Source organism: Bradyrhizobium sp. USDA 327 (genome assembly GCF_041262065.1).
GTDB classification, from domain to species: Bacteria; Pseudomonadota; Alphaproteobacteria; order Rhizobiales; family Xanthobacteraceae; genus Bradyrhizobium; species Bradyrhizobium liaoningense.
In genome coordinates this window covers 7,056,818-7,073,306 of the sequence record NZ_JBGCCW010000001.1, presented here as the reverse complement: position 1 = coordinate 7,073,306, position 16,489 = coordinate 7,056,818, and the positions used below count along the sequence as shown (strand labels likewise).

Sequence of the window (16,489 nt, the reverse complement as noted above, 5' to 3'; positions counted from 1 at the left end):
GGGACATGGGCGGCGCGCCGCTTTCGCCCTCGTCGAGAACGAACTACGACGATGCCGACCGCGACTGGATCTTCGCGGCGGATAAACTCGCGCGTCTGCGCCCCTACGTCTTCGAAGTGCACGCGGAATCGGCTTCAGGGACGATCGCACTGTCGGGCAGCGTCGTTTCGGAGGATATCAAGGACGTGATCGAGGAGGTCTTCCGCGACTACGATCCGGATGCGCGATTGACGAACGACATCGAAGTTACCGCGCCTTTCCGCTCGGCCGAGCACGACGACGACATCGGGACCGCGGAAGCCCACCCGAGACAGACGGTCGTGGTCGACAGGTATCCCCGTTTCGAGTCCGGACAACAACCGTCTCTCGGCGAGCGTTTCCGCTTCCAAGTGGATCTCGCTCAGGACGCAAACGATCAGCCGCCTTTCCGCATGGAGCTTCCCCACGACTGGACGACCGTGAGCGTCGATAGCCAGATCATCTCGGCGCAGTTGCGTTTCGCCGAGGGCGCCGATCGGCGGAAGATCGTCATCGAGCGTGACGGACGATCGATCGCGGCGCTGTTCGACGGCGAAGTCGTGGGCGTCACCGACGACGGTCTCGTCGAAATTCAGGCGGTGTTCAATTGTCGAGGACGCTTCAGCGGAATCGCGAAAAGCTCGTTCAAGGCCGTCGAAAGGAGGGAGGCTCAGCGCGAGGCGCCGTCCGCTCCCGCCGCCATCTCTATCCATCCCGCAGCGACATCGCCGGACCTGACGATTCAGATACTAAGCGTCGGTGCGACGAAGTCCTGGATCTGGGTGCTGGACGCCCCCAAGGCGAAGAATCTCGGCAAACCCGGGCGAAGTGAGGTCGTCGATCTCGGCGATGCGGAAAGCTTCGCCACCGACCTGTTGAAAGAGTGCCCGGATCTGCAGACCGGAAGGCATCAGGGCAAGCTGCGGGGAATCGGTGAGAAGATCTGGGCCGCCACGCCGGAGACCTTTCGCTCGCTCTATGCGGATATGCGGCGGGAGTTCGGACCGGCCTTTTCGATCCAGATCGTGACAGACGAGCCCCACGTACCGTGGGAGATGATGCATCCCAATGCGCAATCCGGCATCGCCAATCCGGATCATCTGTTCATGACGCATCCCGTCAGCCGATGGTACGCCTCGATCAAGGGGCGCATGTGGCCTTCCTTCGCGCCCGGCTCCGTCGCCAGCTTCGTTCCCGTGTACGAGCAGGGCTCGAGGCCTGCCCTGCAGGCGGCCATCGAGGAAGGGCGATGGCTGGTTTCGACGCTGGGCGCCGAAGCAAAGGATCCGACCTGGAAAAGCTTCACGACCTTCTGGTCGACGGCCATGCCCGACGAGAGGGTCGCAGTGCTCCATTTCGCCGGCCACGGGCTCAACCAACCGGCGAGGATCAGACTGTCGGACGGTTACGTCTCCTGCGACGAAGTCAACGGCAGCGTTGGGCTGGGCGTGCGCGACCATCCCTTCGTCGTGCTCAACGCCTGCGAGACCGGGGGCGGAGACTTCCGGTTGGGGTTGGTTTCGGGCTGGGCGGCGAGTCTCACGACGAACGAATTCGGCGGCGTGCTCGCTCCGCTCTGGAGGGTCGAGGACGAGTGCGCCTCGCAGGTCGTCAGGTGCTATCTGGGCTCTTTCTGCAAGGGAGTGCCGATCGGAGTTGCCATGTTGCGCGCGCGCGCGGCGCAGCGCGACGCGTCCGCAACCCCGTTCGCGTACGTGTGTCACGGAGACGTCAACGCGAGATTGGGCTAGGTGGTCAGAAGCCTCGTCCGCTGAGGCCCGCTTTCGACGAGATTCTCGGCGGGAGCGCGGATCGCGACTTCGCTATAGATATCGACCCCCGCCGGAACGGCGATCGAAACGATGAGCGAGAACCGCGCCGGCCGCATCCAGTTCTTGATCTTGACCAGTTCGCCCCACCACCCCCTGATCGGAAGGACGGAAACTCCGGATCGTTCCGCGAGGCGATAGGCCTGGCCGCGCCACTCGTCCTGCACCAGCGTACCCATGGAACGTTGCGCGAAGAGCCACCCTTCGTTGGAAGCGTTGGTCGCGGGGTCTTCGTCCTCGACGAGCGCGTTGACGCGGGCCTGCGCATTCGCGTGGGTCTCGCCGTACTGCTTGAAGTCGAACTTCAGACGGCAGGAATGGTACCGATCGAGCTTGTCCCGCGTCACCGCCTGCGGATCCGGCTCGACGAAGTACGACAACGTGCAGCGCATGCTGACTTCGGTATTCCCGAGCTCTGCAAGAGCGTCCGTCGGCCAAGGAAGCCTGAAATACTTCATCTCCTTGAGGCTGATGCCCTGAACCTTTCCGTCCTTCGTCGGCCGATGGTAGGGCCGCAATTCGTCCTCGACGATCATCGTCATCGCGTTGCCCGCGCTTGCGAACAACCGGACGGGGTCCGGCACTCCCCAGCCGAAGCGCGTTCTGATCTCGTCCCAGGCGTCCTTGCGCCCCTCGGATTCGAGGCGCTCGAGATGGTCGAGCATGGCGGGAGTCCATCGCGCGGCGTGAACCATCAGGGCGCGGATCGTCTCCATCCGGTAATTGGGGTATCGCGCCGACAGGCGCGCGGCGAGTCCGGCTGCGAGCGCCGTGGCCGTACTGGTCTCACCCGATACGGCCAGCGGCCGTCCCGGCGCGTCGCGCGACGTCGTCAGGACGAAGTGGCGTTTCGAGGCGCGGCAGAAGAAGCCGTCATCGTCGACAAGGAAGTTGCCTCCTTCCATCATGATGTCGGGCTTGTGCGTCCGCGGCGGGAGCCATCGGGCCGCCGTCCGAGACGAGGGCATCAGGTCCCCCTGCGGCGCGACGACCGTTCCGGAGGAGCCATCATCAGCCTTCAAGCTGACCGCGCCGACAGACAGGGCGTTGACCGCCTGCGCCGGCGATTGAATGCCGAAGCGGACGTTCCTGCTTTCGTAGTCGGCAAGCTGATAGGGCTCTTGCAGGCTGTGCGGAACGTTGCCCACCGCGGCGCAGAACAGCCGCGTGGCCACGCCGTCGTTGTAGGCCAGTTGGTCGAGAACCGCGGAGGTGCTCGAGGGACGGCCGTTCTCGGCCTCGCCCGGCGCGGTCTGCGCCAGGCAGAAGATCCGACGGGCCTTCTTCTTCTCAACGATCGCGACCGCTCTCTGCAGCGCGTACCTGGCGGGAACGTCTCCGTCCGGCCGTGGGGCCGAGACCACCACTGACTCCAACGCCGTCTCGAGCGCGATCGGACCGGGCCGCGTTGCCACCTCTTCGAGATCGCCGAACAGCGCAAGGCCGGCCATCTTGGTCCCGTGGCCGGAATGATCGTCCGTGCCCCACGACTGCTTCACCGTCTTGCATTCCGCCGCCGCGAGACTGCTGCGCAGAAGCACGTTCTCGCGGTTGACGCCGGTATCGAGAATGACGACCTTCGGCGCGTCGTCAGGAGCGCGCACGATGCGACGGGCCATCTCGGAGGCGGCGAACTTCCTGTCCTCGGGATCCAGATTGAAGAAGCCGGACGAGAACGAGGAAGCGCTCCGCAGTTCGACGACGGCGGCGCTCTGATGAACCAGGCGCTGTAGATCCTGCGGCGTCGCGACGATGCTCTGGACGACCGTTTCGACGAATTCGCTCGGACCGCCGTAGGTCTTGAGGCCCAGGCGTCCCGCCGCTTCCAAGAAGAACTCCTGCAGAGAGGCCTGGAGCCAGACCTCCCATCGCGTCTCCTTCTTCCCCTTCGGGAACGTCTCGACGTCGTCGGTCCAGAGATCGCGCAGCGAGGTTTCCCTGATGGATGCGCCCGTCTCGAAGAGCCAGTAGTTGTCGGGCTTCTTTTCCTTGCTCTGACGGTCGTTCGCGGGAGGGAGCGAGCCCCACCTGCCGTAGGCGTCAAGGTTATCCTGCAGCTTCGCCACGGTGCTCTTGGTAACGAAGAACGTCGCCTGATCGGGTCCGCCGTTGGTCTCGCCCGTGGCGGCGGCAGCGGCATCGGCCCTGCGCACGTTCAGGACCTTCAGTCCCCTCGGGGAGGCCGGACGGCCGTCGCCGGTCCGGAGTTCGATGCCAGGTCTGCCGAGCACGGTCAGCGACATGCCGCGTTTCGATGCCGGGATGCCGATGTCTTCCTGCTCGGCCATGAAGTCGTCGATCTTCCCGACCGCGACGTCCAGTTCGCGCAGCAGGAGCTTGGCATGGGCGGCACGATCGGGGACCGGATCGACGTCCTTCTCGGTCTTGTAGCCGCGCGATCCGAACTTGGCCGGAGCCTTGCCGAGGCCGCGCATGTGGATGTGACGGTAGGCGGGCGAATCCGTGCCGCCCGATGCGGCGATCGTGTCCGGACGCCGCCTGCGCTGCTGTTGCTGTTGCCTTGGCCTCGCTAGTTTCCGCGCCATCCGCCCACTCGTCCGGGCGGTTCTCGATTCGCCCTGCTATTCGGGATTTATACCAGCGCGATCCTGCAACGCGCGATACAAAATTTCGGTCGTGACAACCCCTTGGTTGTCCAGAACCGCCTCGCGCGCGGCATCTTCGGCCGCAGCGACGAGATCGGCCTGGCTGAGCTTCGGTGTCAGACCGACGAACTCGGACCAGTCGATCCGATCGAGATCGAAGCTGAGCAGATTGTTGACCAGCACGCTCCGCGCCTCCGCGATCGTCGGTCTTTCGTAGACGAAGGCCGAGTGGAAACGCCTGAAAATAGCGGCATCCAGAAGCGTGCGATGATTGGTGGCCGCGATGATGATGCTCTTTGAGCGGTCGTCCTCGAGAAATTTGAGGAAGGAGTTGAGCATGCGCCGCGCCTCGCCGATGTCGTTGTCCATGCTGCGGCTGGCCGCCAGCGCGTCGACCTCGTCGAAGAAGTAGACCGCGCGCGCGGAGCTCATCGCGTCGAAGATCAGGCGAAGCTTGGCCGCGGTTTCCCCCAGATATTTCGTTATCACGGCATCGAGCATGACCGTGAAGAGCGGCAGGTTCAACTCCGCGGCCAGCGCCGCGGCGGTCATTCCCTTGCCGGTGCCGGGAGGACCCGAGAACAGGAATTTCCGGCTCGGCTTCAGACCCTTCTCCTGAAGCGTCGCGCTTTCGCGGTGCTCGCGCACGAGCCGCTCGAGCCTGCGCCTGAGATCCGCGTTCAGGACAACGTCCGACAGCATGACCTCCGGATAGGTCGCTGTGACCAGGCCGGCCAATTCTCCGCGGGGCGCGGACAACGGGATGGGCGCGGCGCCGCGTTCAGTCGCCCGATCCCGGATCTTGGTCACGGCGTCCCGGATCTCGGTCGCGACCTTGGACTTCCCGGACTTGTCGGCGTCGCTGGCGATGTGCTCGGCGATGGAGAGGAACTGTTGACTGTCGCCTGCGGCATGGCTGCGGATCATGGCAATGATCTGCTTCGAGCTGGTCATGACTTCTCTCCAACAGGCGGCCGGCTCAGTGCGGACTTCAGAACTTCCTCGACTTTAGGAAGGATATGGTTAACAAATTTTTGCAAAAAACGCAAATCTTTTGCAGAAACACCTTCCGTCAAGAACCGATCCGGCTCAACGGCCTGGCCCGCAGCGCCACCCTCGTCTAGCAAGAGTATGAGCACTTTTTCCTTTAGATCGGCCGAAAAGCTATTCGTTTTCAATGTTCTGGTGAGGGTCGAGGGCGAGATTCCCAACCGCTCCGCAACGGACGAACGAGTGAGCTCGGACCGCACCCTCCAGTTATGGAGGCGCTCCGCCAACGCAACATCTTCGGTTCGCCTAGGACGACCTCTCATTTTGCTTTTTTTGCATAAATAGCAACTGAAGACAACGTGCAAGTGCGCGTCGAGCGGTTCGAGGTCCAAATCGCTGTGTGAGGGCGCCCACGAACTGGAAATCGACTGGGCCATGTTCTCTATATGTTTTTATCGAGTCATGAACAACCACCCGCCTGTTGGCGCACGCCGAACCCAAAGCAGATTGAGGAGATGGCCGCTGGCGTCGGCAGAAAGGCGCCGCCCCGGAGGACATCTTCCGGCGGAATACTGGCAGGCGCTTCTGGCCGATCCCGGCGTCGACGCTGGCCAAGCGATCCGAAGCTCCCCGAAGCCCAGCTGCCGCTGAACCAAATCTCTCAGCATGTCCTCAGGGTGGGCTGTCGACGCTGCGGCTGGGCCACCGAGATCCAAAGACTTGATGCCGCCCGCGCGCATGCTGCGGAGATGGGCCATCTCGGTGCTCCATGAGGCCGGCGCGATTCGCGAATGCGAAAAGCACGCCTGGATGCAGGACCGCGCCGATCCCCACGCACGCGAACGCGCCTTCGATATTGCCAGGCGCTATCCGCCGCCCGACATCTCGCCGCAGACAGCCGTCAACGCAGTCGCTGAAGTCCTGGACGGCATAGGCGATACTTGCCCGGAATGCGACTAAGCGGCCTGCACCGCTTCCGCTGAGATACCGTCGTCGCGCTTCTTGTTAATGAGATTCAACAGCCGGGCCGCCGCCCGAGCGTCGCACAGCGCGCGATGGTGATCTTCGAGCTCGATATCGTAGATCGCGCACAACTTTCCGAGTCCGTACGATTTGTGCCCGGGATATCGACGCCGCATTCCCACGCAAGTGCACAGCTTCGGAAAGCGGAAGCGCCGTTCGAGCCGTTCGTACTCGTACGACAGGAAGCCGTAGTCGAAGTTTACGTTGTGGGCGACGAAAATACCGTCGCCCATGAACGCCATGAAACTGTCGGCGATTTCGTGGAACACCGGCGCATCCCGAACCATCTGGTTGGTGATGCCGGTCAACTCGACGATCTTCGCCGGGATCGGCCGCTGCGGATTGATCAGCGAGTGCCATTCGTCGACAACCTGATGCTTGCGGACCTTGACCGCTCCGATTTCGGTGATGCGGTCACCGGACGACCAGGCTCCCGTGGTCTCGATGTCGACCACCACATAGTCCTGCTCCGGGTCGAACCGATAGTCGACGCGGCCGATCTCGGCCGGGATGCCGGCGTTCTCTAGTTGGCGCAGACGGGTCAACTGGTTGCGGCGTATGGCGTCGCCTTCCGCCTTGACCTCTACGAAGGACACCTTGCCGTCGCGCACGTGCATCAAGTCGGGGAAGCCGTCCTTCATGCTGCGGAAGTCGTCGCACATCGCCCGAACAATCTCGGCCAAGCCGTCCGCGCCGGCGCCTTCGAGCAAGGCACGCAGTGCGCCCATCTGCACGTGATCCCAAGCGAAGATTCCGTTGGCCCGGCCCCATCTGGCAGCGACGGTGCGCAGGACGATCGGAAGCGCATTCCCCGACCGGACCTCCGCGAGCTTGCTGTCGATTTGCGAGGCGAACCGCCGATGGAAGGTCCGGTCGCGAAGGCAATGCGGGACCCAGTCGAAACCGCTGTGAAGCTGGCCTGACTCGAAAAGCTCATCCCAGAACAGCAGCCCGAACAGCGTGTGCCAAAGCGTGTTCTCCGCGAAGTAGACCTGCCCGCCTTGGCGCCGGAGCACACTTGCGACGCCAGCCTCGGGATTCCCGCGATGCATGTCGTCGACGACGATAGTCCGCCCCGACCGCAGCAACTCGGTGCACAAACCTGTCCGTCGGCCGCCGAACTTGCGCGCGTAGAAATCCGTCGCGAAAAGGTGCTCGTCGTCGCTTTCGGGATCGTCGATCATGTCCCGCAGCAGATTCTCGACTGCTTCCTTGTCGCCATTCGCGTAGAGCAACCGGACGAGGCGCTCGCGGCAATCGGCCGAGCCGCCGCAACGATAAAGCCGTTCGGCCAGAACCTTGTCGCCCTGTTTCTCGAAGAACTGCCCGACCTGACACGCGGCGCGGCCCGCAAGGTCGGCGGCGTATTCCGTCGTCCGCGGGGGGCCGTCCAGGATCGCTGCGACCGCCCGTTGGTATATGTCAGGGGAACGGACCTCGATGCGGTCCAACACCTGGCTGTAGTGAAAGCACGCATGCGCTTCGTCGACATCGGCGAAGCGAGCGCTAAACGACGTCTCTCTATTTGTGCGCAGGACGCCGAGATCCCGCAGAGCGAAGTTCTTGAGATCTTCGGCTGTCTTCCCGAAGTAGAGATACAGCAGGAATTCGATCGGTCGCGTGTTGTCGAGCGCAATGAAGCCGCTGGCGCCGCAATGCCTTGCGGCAAGATCGAATGGAATCGCGGCGACGAAGAAATCGGCCAGCACCTGCTTTGACCATGAGGTGCGGACGTCGCGGCCAAACCCCGCTGCACGGGCGCCGTCGAGAAGTGCGGTCTTCGGCAGGCAAAGTACGAAGGCGGAATAGTCCTCGGCGCGCAGGCCGCGCGCATGGCCACACTCGATCAAGTCACGAGCCGCGGTTTCAAGGTCGGTTATCTCGGGGTACTTGAAGAGCGCGCGATTGAAGATCGCTCCTCGCCGGTTGACCATCCGGATGAGCAGACACTGCGCGTCCTTCGAAAGGCTACGAAAGCGCGCGGTGAACGAACTGTGCTCGTCGGTGAGGATCTCGCCATACGTCTTCTCCACGAAATGGAGCATTTCGGCGAAGTGGTCGAGATAGTAGTAGACCGGCAAAGTGGCAGGCTTCATTTGACGCGCCGGGTTCCCATCGATGCTGGTCGACGAATTTCTTCGCAGCGACCAGCCAAATACGGTTTTATCGTTCCTTTTTTGTTCTGACAGCCTTATTTGTCAAGCCGGAGAGAAGGACGACCGTAAAGATGGACCCACCGGCCCAAAGCCGACCCGACGCCGGCCTTTCCACCCGCAAGATCATCCACATCGACATGGACGCCTTCTACGCGTCGGTGGAGCAGCGGGACAATCCGGATCTTCGAGGCAAGCCGGTCGCGGTCGGCGGGTCGGCGGAACGTGGCGTCGTAGCTGCGGCAAGCTACGAGGCCCGCAAGTTCGGAGTCCGCTCGGCGATGGCCTCCGTCACCGCCAAGAGGCAGTGTCCGGACCTGATCTTCGTGAAACCGCGCTTCGAGGTCTACAAAGTGATCAGTCGGCAAATCCGCGAATTCTTCACGGAGCACACGCCGATCATCGAACCGCTGTCGCTGGACGAGGCCTATCTGGACGTTACCGAAAACCTACAGGGCATCCCTCTCGCCCGTGACGTCGCGCTGCTAATCCGCGAAAAGATTAAGGCCGAGACAGGCCTCAACGCTTCGGCTGGCATCAGCTACAACAAGTTTCTGGCGAAACTCGCGTCGGATCACAGGAAGCCGAATGGCCAGTACGTCATCTCTCCGGAGATGGGTGCCGCTTTCGTGGAGTCGCTGCCAGTCGGCAAGTTCCATGGCATCGGGCCGGCGACGAGTGCGAAGATGAACGGTCTCGGCATCTTCACCGGAATGGACATTCGTAACCAGACGCTGGAGTTCATGAACGCCAACTTCGGCAAGTCGGGCGCCTACTACTACTGCATCTCGCGCGGGGTCGACGACCGTCCCGTCCGCGCCAATCGCATCCGCAAGTCTATCGGCGCCGAGAACACGTTCTCGGTGGACCTCACGACATTCGATGCCATGGCCGCCGAACTCCAGCCCCTAATCGACAAGGTCTGGCGACACTGTGACAGTACCGGCAACCGGGGACGGACCGTGACGCTCAAGGTCAAGTTCTTCGATTTCGAGATCATTACGCGGAGCTGGTCGGTCCCGACGGTCGTGTCGAGCCGGGGCGATTTGGAGAGCTTGGCGATCGCCCTGCTGCAGGCCGAGATGCCCTTCCCGAAATCGGTACGCCTGCTGGGCGTGTCGCTGTCGTCGCTGCAGACGCTGGGGGACGACGATGTCGAACCCCAGCTCGATCTGCCCATCTGACGCTGCCATGGACGCGGCTTACAGCCCGGCGGCCGAAACAGCGCCGAAAGTTTCACCTGGTTGGCGTGCCGCAGCGCGGCCTATCCGACTTCAAGATCTTGGATGATCGGTTTCAGTCCGTCGGGGGTGACTTCGAGGGTCGCAAGTGTGATCGGCAGCCTGAAGCGCCGGCGTCCGGCACTGCCGGGATTCACGTAGAGCACGCCGTCGACGGTGTTGATCTTCGGCACGTGGGAGTGGCCGGAAACAATGACATCGATCCCTGCAGCAACGGGATCGATCTGCAGGGTGTTGAGATCGTGCAGAACGTAGAACAGCTGTCCCGCGAGCCGCACGAACTCCGTTTCGGCAAATTCGGTGGCCCACTCGCCCGTATCCACGTTTCCTCTGATCGCCGTGACGGGGGCAATTCTCCGCAGCGCGGTGATGATCTCGGGATCGCCGATGTCGCCGCCGTGAATGATGTGGCCGACATGGGCCAGCACGCGCAGCGCCTCCGGCCTGAGCAGGCCGTGCGTGTCCGAGATGATGCCAATGGTAAAGTTCATGGAGTCCCCGGTTGAGCAAGTCGGCCTCGGGCCTCTGATGCAACGCCGGTGCCCCGGCAATCAACCGCCTGAGCCGACTTCGGCCGATGGCTCGCCGCCGCCCCGCTGCGTCCGTGAGTTGAGACTCGACTCAAATGTTCTTGTTATGTTCTAATGCCCCATGACTGACCGCCCTGCCAGCTGGCGCTTTCCCACCATGAAGCAAATCCAAAAACTCGCGTCGGACCTCAGGATCGACCAAAAACGCCCGCCAGCGCCCGCCCTAGGACCGGCAGACGACCTTCCGGTCGAATATTGGCAGGCTCTCCTGGACGATCCTCGCGTCGAAGGTGGCCGTATAGGGCCAGGTCCATCCGGACGGCTGCTACGGCTGAGCCAAATTCCTCAACATATTCTGCGGGTGGAGTGCCGCCGCTGCGGCAGGACCGTCGAGATACAGAAGGCGGACGCCACTAGGCTGTACGGCCCGGATGCGATCTGGAAGGACGTCGGCCAGCGCTTGCTTGATGCGACCTGCACACAGCGGACAGGACGCCATGAGGAAGACGGCTGCTGGCCGTCCTACGGCTCACCCTAGCCGTCGGCGGGGACGGCCGTGACCCCAAAGCACCACCCCACGCCCTTGTCTGGAGGGAACCGCAAGGCGCTGCGGAAGGAGCTCGGCCGCGCCCGCGCCATGACCACGATCCTCGCCACGCAGGCAGCCGAGGCGCGGGCCAAGGGCGAGGCGCTGATCCGGACGGCGGACAAGCTGCTCTGCGAAAGCTGGAATGAGCGCATGTGGGCAAATGGCGAACCGATCGACCCGTCCCCCACGATCGACCAAGCCGTCAACGGCGGCTATAGCTGGCTGCAGATCGAATGCTCGCGCTGCAAGGCCGCCCGCGACGTCGATCTCGCGGCGCTCGCGCACCCGTCGACGACGTTCGTACACGACCTGGCCAGCCGCTTGCGCTGCCGGAAGTGCGCCAAAGCCGGCAGGCGCCCGCCGGCGACGCTGTTGCAGCTGGCCCATCGGGCCCGGCATCCGGATCTGGAGACCTGACCTTGTGCAATCTCTACTCCATCACAACCAACCAGGCCGCCATCAGCGCGCTGTTCCGCGTGGTCAACCAATATGTCGGCAACCTCGCGCCAATGCCCGGCGTCTTTCCCGACTACAGGGCGCCGATCGTCCGCACCGGTGCCAAGGGCCGCGACCTTGCGACCGCCCGCTGGGGCATGCCGTCGTCGTCGAAGGCACAGATGGACGCGACCAAGAAGCGCGCCGAGAAGCTGCAAGCAAAAGGCAAAGCCGTCGACTTCAAGGAACTGCTCCGTATGGAGCCGGACTCCGGTACGACCAACATCCGCAATGTGAAGAGCAAACACTGGACGCGTTGGCTGGGTCCGGAGCACCGCTGCGTGGTGCCGTTCAACTCGTTCAGCGAGTTCAACAAGACCGAGGGCGGCGACATCTGGTTCGCGCTCGACGAGACTCGTCCGCTCGCTTGCTTTGCCGGCATCTGGACCAACTGGACGTCGGTACGGAAGGTCAAGGAAGGCGAGACCACCAACGACCTCTACGCTTTCCTGACGACGGAGCCCAATGCCGAGGTTGGCGCGATACATCCGAAGGCGATGCCGGTGATCCTGACGACACCCGAGGAAATCGAGACCTGGATGACCGCGCCCGTAGAGGAAGCCTTGAGGCTGCAGCGACCGCTTCCGGACGGGGCTCTCCGGATCGTGGCACGGGGCGTCAAGGAAGATCCCGCGCCAGCGTAGTGTTCCGCACAGGCGGTGCGGAACACGTGGACAAGCCGAAGCTCTGCCGATTGCGAATCCCTGACCCGTGCTAACCGCCCGGAACGAGCAGGCGGGCGGAAGGATTCGTCCAGGCAGGAGCGCTCTCGATGCTGTTGACGAAGGAACGACGACCGGCGATTCGTACGCTGCGCGGGTGGGCGATCAACGTGCTGCAGGAGGCGGGTGCCATCCACGAATGCGAGGAGCACGGTTGGGCCAAGGATCGGGCCGATCCGCACGCACGCGAGCGCGCTATAGGTCTCGCCCGTCTGGATCATCCAGAAGGAATCACCGCCGCCGAAGCAGTGGCAGAAGTCCGCGACGTCCTAGACTCGATCGGCGACACCTGCCCGGAGTGCCCACCGGATTTTTAACCGCGATCGACGGACCCGCCAAGGTACGTTTCAACAGCCAGAAAACGCGGACACTTGACGCGGAATTGCGCCGTCTGATTCTATCGCCTCGAACCAACCGCCCGCCAAGACTCGAGCAAGGCTGGACAAATCAGAACGATGATCACCGCATCTCCTCCGTCCCCGGCTCAAGCATTGCTTGACCTACTCGGCCGAATTGGGGGAAGCGCGCCTCCGAGTGACACAGAGGCTGACAAGGCGATGACCGAGTTCGTCGATCATCTTGCGGTACTTGATCGAAAGCACAACGGCAAGAGCCGGTCCGAATTGTATCTCATCCAAAATGTCTTCGGGCGAGCGCGACTGTTCAAGAACGAAGTGGAGACTCAACAGTATTGCCGTTGCCATCTGCAGGTCGGAGTAAAGGAATTATCGAAGCTCTATGCTCATCTGAAGAATTCGTCAGGCGGTATCGTTACAGCCGCTTCCCTCGCCACCTGGGCCGACACTATCCGGGACTACATTTTTGACTTGGGGGACATCGTTCCCTTCCTGCAGCGCAGGCAGGCCGACTACGTGTATTTGATAGGCTTCAAAAACCCGACAATGCATAGCTGGGAGGTTTTCCGCCTCGCGCGTAGTCTTGCTTACCACTCGGTCTTCTTGCGCCAGAACGGCTTCGCTCTTGACCACAAAGCTGCGCAAATCGCAGCAATAGCCGTCCTCAGGCAAGCGCTCGAGCTTCGCTTCGAACGGCTCATATCGGTTTATCCGACAGACAAGAAGGGAAAGTCCCCAAGGCTGAGGCATGGCTTTCACCAGGACTTCATCGTCGCAAATCCTCGCTTCTTCCAGCCGCAGGGCTTTAGCATTCCGAACCTGAGGCCCGTTTACGATTGGTGCAGCGAAATCGTCCACCAAGCGTACCAGCCGTTCGCTTGGCAGATCGCCTGGGCGCTCGAGCTAAGCGGGCGGTTGCTGGGAGCTCGCGACGCGCCGCCAAGCGAGCCTTGGTCCGTTGATAATGGTGTCGAAATCATAAGCGTGCAGGAGATGCAAAGCGATTTCGAAGCTCATTTCCTAGAGACCTACGAACACGGCGAATGGAAAATGACCAGGAGGCGTCCCGAGGCACTGGTGCGCGATTGGACCAACGCCATGGCGGTCACTAGCGAAACTTTCCAGCCGGTCAAACGCCGTCCGTCCCTTCTGCAGCGTATTTTCAACTGCATCTCGCGCCTGTGGACGCGCGAGCAATAGTCGAGCGCCGAGTTCCTAGGCGGACTTCCGCTGCAGTTTGGCCGGTTTTTTCCCCGTCGCTTCCTTCGCCGCCTTCTTGCCCTCGATGGACATCAGCATTTCCTTCTGGCCGGCCGCCGCCTTTCGCGGCTTCTTGGCGGGCTTTGCGGCCTTCGCCGGCGCGGCCTCCTTGCCGACGGATCGGCGCAGCGCCTCCATCAGATCGACGACGTTGGTCGATGCGGGGCGCTCCTTCGGCGTGATCGGCTCGCCGGCCCGCTTTTGATTGATCAAGTCGATCAGCGCCGTCTCATACTGGTCCTCGAACTTATCGGGTTCGAAAGAGCCGGACTTCTGGTCGACGATGTGACGGGCGAGATCGAGCATGTCCTTGGTGACTTTGACGTCTTGGATCTCGTCGAAATACTCCCTCGGGTCCCTTACTTCGTAGGGGTACCGCAGCAACGTCCCCATCAAGCCCTTACCCAGTGGCTCCATCGCGATGATGTGCTCGCGGTTGGTCAGCACCACGCGACCGATCGCGACCTTGTCCATCTCGCGGATGGTGTCGCGGATCACCGCGAACGCGTCGTGCCCGACTTTCCCGTCCGGGCGCAGATAATAGGGACGGATCAGGTAGCGCGGATCGATGTCGCTGCGGTTGACGAATTCGTCGATCTCGATAGTGCGCGTCGACTCGAGCGCGATCTCTTCGAGCTCCTCCTTGGTGACCTCAATGAACTGATCCTTCTCGAGCTGGTAGCCCTTGACGATATCCTCGTTCGGCACCTCGTCGCCCGTGTCCGCGTCGACCTTCACGTACTTGATGCGGTGGCCGGTCGCGCGGTTCAGCTGGTTGAACGAGATCTTCTCGGACTCGGACGTCGCCGGATAGAGGGCCACTGGACAGGTCACCAGTGACAGACGCAAGAAGCCTTTCCAGTTGGCGCGGGGGGCCATGAACGCGGTACTCCGGAGGGACGGTGCTGGATCAAGACGAACGGAGCCTGCCGGTTCCGACATGCTCCGGGCCCGCCAACAGGAAAATTGGCCATCTGCCCGCAGCGCCCCCGGGCACGTCCGAAAACGTCGTGAATCGCTTGTTTTCCAGGTACCTCGTGGAGCTTTTGGCCGGTATTGTGGACCCATGGACGCGCTGACCCAGCCCCTCAAAGACGGGCAAACTCTGGACTCGGCGGACCTGGCCGCCATGGCCGACGCGTTGGCTCAGTCGACCGATTACAGGGTCCTTCGACGCCTGATCCCCCGGTCTCCCTACACGCCGGCCGCCGGGCAGGAGGTCCGGACGGGCATTCTTCTCGACACCGAGACCACCGGCCTCGATTGCGCCAAGGACGAGATCATCGAGCTCGGGATGGTCAAGTTCGACTACGCGGCCGATGGGCGGATACTCGGCGTCAGAGACACGTTCTCCGCCTTCAACGAACCGAGTACGCCGATTTCCGCGGAAGTGACTGCACTCACCGGCATCACTAACGAAATGGTCGCCGGACACAAATTCGACGATGCCGCCGTCACGGCCTTTGTCGAAAGCGCAGTCATCACGATTGCGCACAACAGCGGCTTCGACAGAAAATTCGCCGAACGCTACTGGCCCGTGTTCGAGCACAAGGCCTGGGGCTGCAGCATGAGCGAGATCGACTGGCGCACTCACGGCTTCGCGGGCGCGCAGCTCGGATATCTGCTGAACGGCGCCGGCTTCTTCCACCAGGCGCACCGGGCGGTCGACGATTGCCACGCGCTGCTGGAGGTGCTGGCATTCGAACTGCCGACGATCGGATCGCCGGCGCTCGCGCTCCTGCTTAAGACCGCCCGCAAGCCGACAATGCGAGTCTGGGCGGAGCAGACCGCTTTCGAGCTCAAGGACTCGCTGAAGCGCAGGGGCTATCGCTGGAACGACGGAAGCGACGGCAGGCCAAAGTCCTGGTTCAGAGACGTCGACGAGACCGCGCTCGACGACGAGATCGCGTTCCTGCGGACCGAGATCTACATGCAGGACGTAGAGCCAACCGTGCAGAGGCTGACCGCATTCACACGGTTCTCCGGCCGCATTTGAGGCGGCCTAGCGTCCGAGACGCTTCTCGACGCGCTTGCGGCTGTTGCCGACCTTCTTGACCGCCTTCTTCACTGCCGATGCCGAGCGGCCGGTCTTCTTGGCTTCATACCGGACTTCGTAATCCTGTCCCTTGGCCACCCGGGCTCGGTCCTGTTTGCGTCCACGCCCGGTCTTCTTCTTCGCTGGCGCCATCGGCTGCTCCTCTTGCGAACTGATGGCGATGCAACGCCGCAAGGATTCGCGGGTTCCGCGGGTCCGCTCAGTGGCCGCAAGAATGGAGGATGGGAGACCATCCGTCGAGCAACAGGCCATCCCAGGCAATGACGCCTTCGTCCCATTTCGACGCGCGTTGGCGGTACATCGACGCCCACTGGGGACTCCATCCTCACCGCGATCCGCGAGGCTCCGATCGAACGTGCTCGGCACCGCCAAGGTGCAGACCGGCGAAATCCCCGACGTGTTCTCTCGCATGATCTCGACCGCGGTGCGAGCGGTTCTCCGGCGGGTTAGGATTAGACGCCAATCCCGCCAGCTGGCTTCCTCACCGAATGCTCGATCTGCCGTCTCCCGAAGCCGTTCTCGCCGACCGCCGAAGGCTGGGCGACGACCTGCACCGGCGGCGGCGCGGGCGGCTGCGGCGGCTCGGCCACCGGTCACATGTCCGAGGAGGGCGATCCCGCG

16 protein-coding genes are annotated in these 16,489 nt (G+C 62.8%); 9 read left to right on the top strand and 7 right to left on the bottom strand.

Translation table 11 applies throughout. The features are described 5' to 3' along the window. The first annotated feature begins 5 nt into the window (after nt 1–5). On the top strand, nt 6–1,769 hold the full coding sequence (locus tag ABIA42_RS33425; RefSeq protein WP_370117151.1) for a CHAT domain-containing protein: 1,764 nt from the start codon (nt 6–8) through the stop codon (nt 1,767–1,769). Here ABIA42_RS33425 and ABIA42_RS33420 read toward each other — a convergent pair. Genes ABIA42_RS33420 through ABIA42_RS33410 form a run of 3 tightly spaced genes read right to left on the bottom strand, consistent with a single transcriptional unit; the run spans nt 1,766 to nt 5,730 of the window. Further along, nucleotides 1,766–4,393: a S8 family peptidase gene (locus tag ABIA42_RS33420; protein WP_370117154.1), complete on the bottom strand. Its 2,628-nt coding sequence runs from the start codon at nt 4,391–4,393 to the stop codon at nt 1,766–1,768. The genes ABIA42_RS33425 and ABIA42_RS33420 overlap by 4 nt on opposite strands. A 36-nt stretch (nt 4,394–4,429) precedes the next feature. Beyond that, a complete protein-coding gene (locus ABIA42_RS33415; protein WP_370117157.1) occupies nt 4,430–5,407 on the bottom strand; it encodes an AAA family ATPase in 978 nt (325 codons plus the stop codon). Then, the gene (locus tag ABIA42_RS33410; RefSeq protein WP_370117160.1) at nt 5,404–5,730 is read right to left on the bottom strand and encodes a hypothetical protein; all 327 of its coding nucleotides are present in this window, start codon (nt 5,728–5,730) and stop codon (nt 5,404–5,406) included. Before ABIA42_RS33410 ends, ABIA42_RS33415 begins: the two co-directional genes overlap by 4 nt. Nucleotides 5,731–6,166: 436 nt before the next feature. Here ABIA42_RS33410 and ABIA42_RS33405 point away from each other — a divergent pair, with 436 nt between their 5' ends. Continuing rightward, nucleotides 6,167–6,403, top strand: a complete 237-nt coding sequence (locus ABIA42_RS33405; RefSeq protein WP_370123789.1) for a hypothetical protein — start codon at nt 6,167–6,169, stop codon at nt 6,401–6,403. Here ABIA42_RS33405 and ABIA42_RS33400 read toward each other — a convergent pair. Continuing rightward, nucleotides 6,400–8,562, bottom strand: a complete 2,163-nt coding sequence (locus tag ABIA42_RS33400) for an exonuclease domain-containing protein (RefSeq protein ID WP_370117163.1) — start codon at nt 8,560–8,562, stop codon at nt 6,400–6,402. The two genes, ABIA42_RS33405 and ABIA42_RS33400, sit on opposite strands and share 4 nt — an antisense overlap. A gap of 131 nt (nt 8,563–8,693) precedes the next feature. Between ABIA42_RS33400 and dinB the strand changes: the two genes are divergently transcribed. After that, nucleotides 8,694–9,803, top strand: coding sequence for a DNA polymerase IV (gene dinB / locus ABIA42_RS33395; RefSeq protein WP_370117166.1), 1,110 nt, complete (start codon nt 8,694–8,696; stop codon nt 9,801–9,803). A gap of 80 nt (nt 9,804–9,883) precedes the next feature. Here the strand turns inward: dinB and ABIA42_RS33390 are convergent, their stop codons facing one another. After that, on the bottom strand, nt 9,884–10,351 hold the full coding sequence (locus ABIA42_RS33390; protein WP_370117169.1) for a metallophosphoesterase family protein: 468 nt from the start codon (nt 10,349–10,351) through the stop codon (nt 9,884–9,886). Nucleotides 10,352–10,511: 160 nt separating this feature from the next. Here ABIA42_RS33390 and ABIA42_RS33385 point away from each other — a divergent pair, with 160 nt between their 5' ends. From ABIA42_RS33385 to ABIA42_RS33365, 5 genes are all read left to right on the top strand, one after another. Next, nucleotides 10,512–10,928 carry a hypothetical protein gene (locus ABIA42_RS33385; RefSeq protein WP_370117172.1) on the top strand — a complete coding sequence of 139 codons (417 nt, stop codon included), beginning with the start codon at nt 10,512–10,514 and terminating at the stop codon, nt 10,926–10,928. A gap of 18 nt (nt 10,929–10,946) precedes the next feature. Next, a complete protein-coding gene (locus ABIA42_RS33380) occupies nt 10,947–11,396 on the top strand; it encodes a hypothetical protein (protein WP_370117175.1) in 450 nt (149 codons plus the stop codon). 2 nt (nt 11,397–11,398) lie between these two features. Continuing rightward, nucleotides 11,399–12,118: an SOS response-associated peptidase gene (locus ABIA42_RS33375; RefSeq protein WP_370117178.1), complete on the top strand. Its 720-nt coding sequence runs from the start codon at nt 11,399–11,401 to the stop codon at nt 12,116–12,118. A gap of 128 nt (nt 12,119–12,246) precedes the next feature. Beyond that, the gene (locus ABIA42_RS33370; protein ID WP_370117181.1) at nt 12,247–12,513 is read left to right on the top strand and encodes a hypothetical protein; all 267 of its coding nucleotides are present in this window, start codon (nt 12,247–12,249) and stop codon (nt 12,511–12,513) included. A 240-nt stretch (nt 12,514–12,753) separates the two neighbouring features. Further along, nucleotides 12,754–13,752: a hypothetical protein gene (locus tag ABIA42_RS33365; protein WP_370117183.1), complete on the top strand. Its 999-nt coding sequence runs from the start codon at nt 12,754–12,756 to the stop codon at nt 13,750–13,752. Nucleotides 13,753–13,767: 15 nt separating this feature from the next. Here ABIA42_RS33365 and ABIA42_RS33360 read toward each other — a convergent pair whose 3' ends face one another. Then, nucleotides 13,768–14,691: a Ku protein gene (locus ABIA42_RS33360; RefSeq protein WP_370117186.1), complete on the bottom strand. Its 924-nt coding sequence runs from the start codon at nt 14,689–14,691 to the stop codon at nt 13,768–13,770. Nucleotides 14,692–14,878: 187 nt separating this feature from the next. Here ABIA42_RS33360 and ABIA42_RS33355 point away from each other — a divergent pair, with 187 nt between their 5' ends. Next, nucleotides 14,879–15,808: a 3'-5' exonuclease gene (locus tag ABIA42_RS33355; RefSeq protein ID WP_370123791.1), complete on the top strand. Its 930-nt coding sequence runs from the start codon at nt 14,879–14,881 to the stop codon at nt 15,806–15,808. Nucleotides 15,809–15,814: 6 nt separating this feature from the next. On the opposite strand, the gene ABIA42_RS33350 is transcribed toward ABIA42_RS33355, so the two are convergent. Further along, complete coding sequence (locus ABIA42_RS33350; RefSeq protein ID WP_370117189.1) at nt 15,815–16,000, bottom strand: DUF3606 domain-containing protein; 186 nt, start codon at nt 15,998–16,000, stop codon at nt 15,815–15,817. Nucleotides 16,001–16,489 lie beyond the last annotated feature (489 nt).

Coding starts and splice junctions, on each gene's coding strand:
- ABIA42_RS33425 (WP_370117151.1), top strand. CDS start 6: ATGGGCGGCGCGCCGCTTTCGCCCTCGTCGAGAACGAACTACGACGAT.
- ABIA42_RS33420 (WP_370117154.1), bottom strand. CDS start 4,393: ATGGCGCGGAAACTAGCGAGGCCAAGGCAACAGCAACAGCAGCGCAGG.
- ABIA42_RS33415 (WP_370117157.1), bottom strand. CDS start 5,407: ATGACCAGCTCGAAGCAGATCATTGCCATGATCCGCAGCCATGCCGCA.
- ABIA42_RS33405 (WP_370123789.1), top strand. CDS start 6,167: ATGCCGCCCGCGCGCATGCTGCGGAGATGGGCCATCTCGGTGCTCCAT.
- ABIA42_RS33400 (WP_370117163.1), bottom strand. CDS start 8,562: ATGAAGCCTGCCACTTTGCCGGTCTACTACTATCTCGACCACTTCGCC.
- dinB (WP_370117166.1), top strand. CDS start 8,694: ATGGACCCACCGGCCCAAAGCCGACCCGACGCCGGCCTTTCCACCCGC.
- ABIA42_RS33390 (WP_370117169.1), bottom strand. CDS start 10,351: ATGAACTTTACCATTGGCATCATCTCGGACACGCACGGCCTGCTCAGG.
- ABIA42_RS33385 (WP_370117172.1), top strand. CDS start 10,512: ATGACTGACCGCCCTGCCAGCTGGCGCTTTCCCACCATGAAGCAAATC.
- ABIA42_RS33370 (WP_370117181.1), top strand. CDS start 12,247: ATGCTGTTGACGAAGGAACGACGACCGGCGATTCGTACGCTGCGCGGG.
- ABIA42_RS33365 (WP_370117183.1), top strand. CDS start 12,754: ATGACCGAGTTCGTCGATCATCTTGCGGTACTTGATCGAAAGCACAAC.
- ABIA42_RS33360 (WP_370117186.1), bottom strand. CDS start 14,691: ATGGCCCCCCGCGCCAACTGGAAAGGCTTCTTGCGTCTGTCACTGGTG.
- ABIA42_RS33355 (WP_370123791.1), top strand. CDS start 14,879: ATGGACGCGCTGACCCAGCCCCTCAAAGACGGGCAAACTCTGGACTCG.
- ABIA42_RS33350 (WP_370117189.1), bottom strand. CDS start 16,000: ATGGCGCCAGCGAAGAAGAAGACCGGGCGTGGACGCAAACAGGACCGA.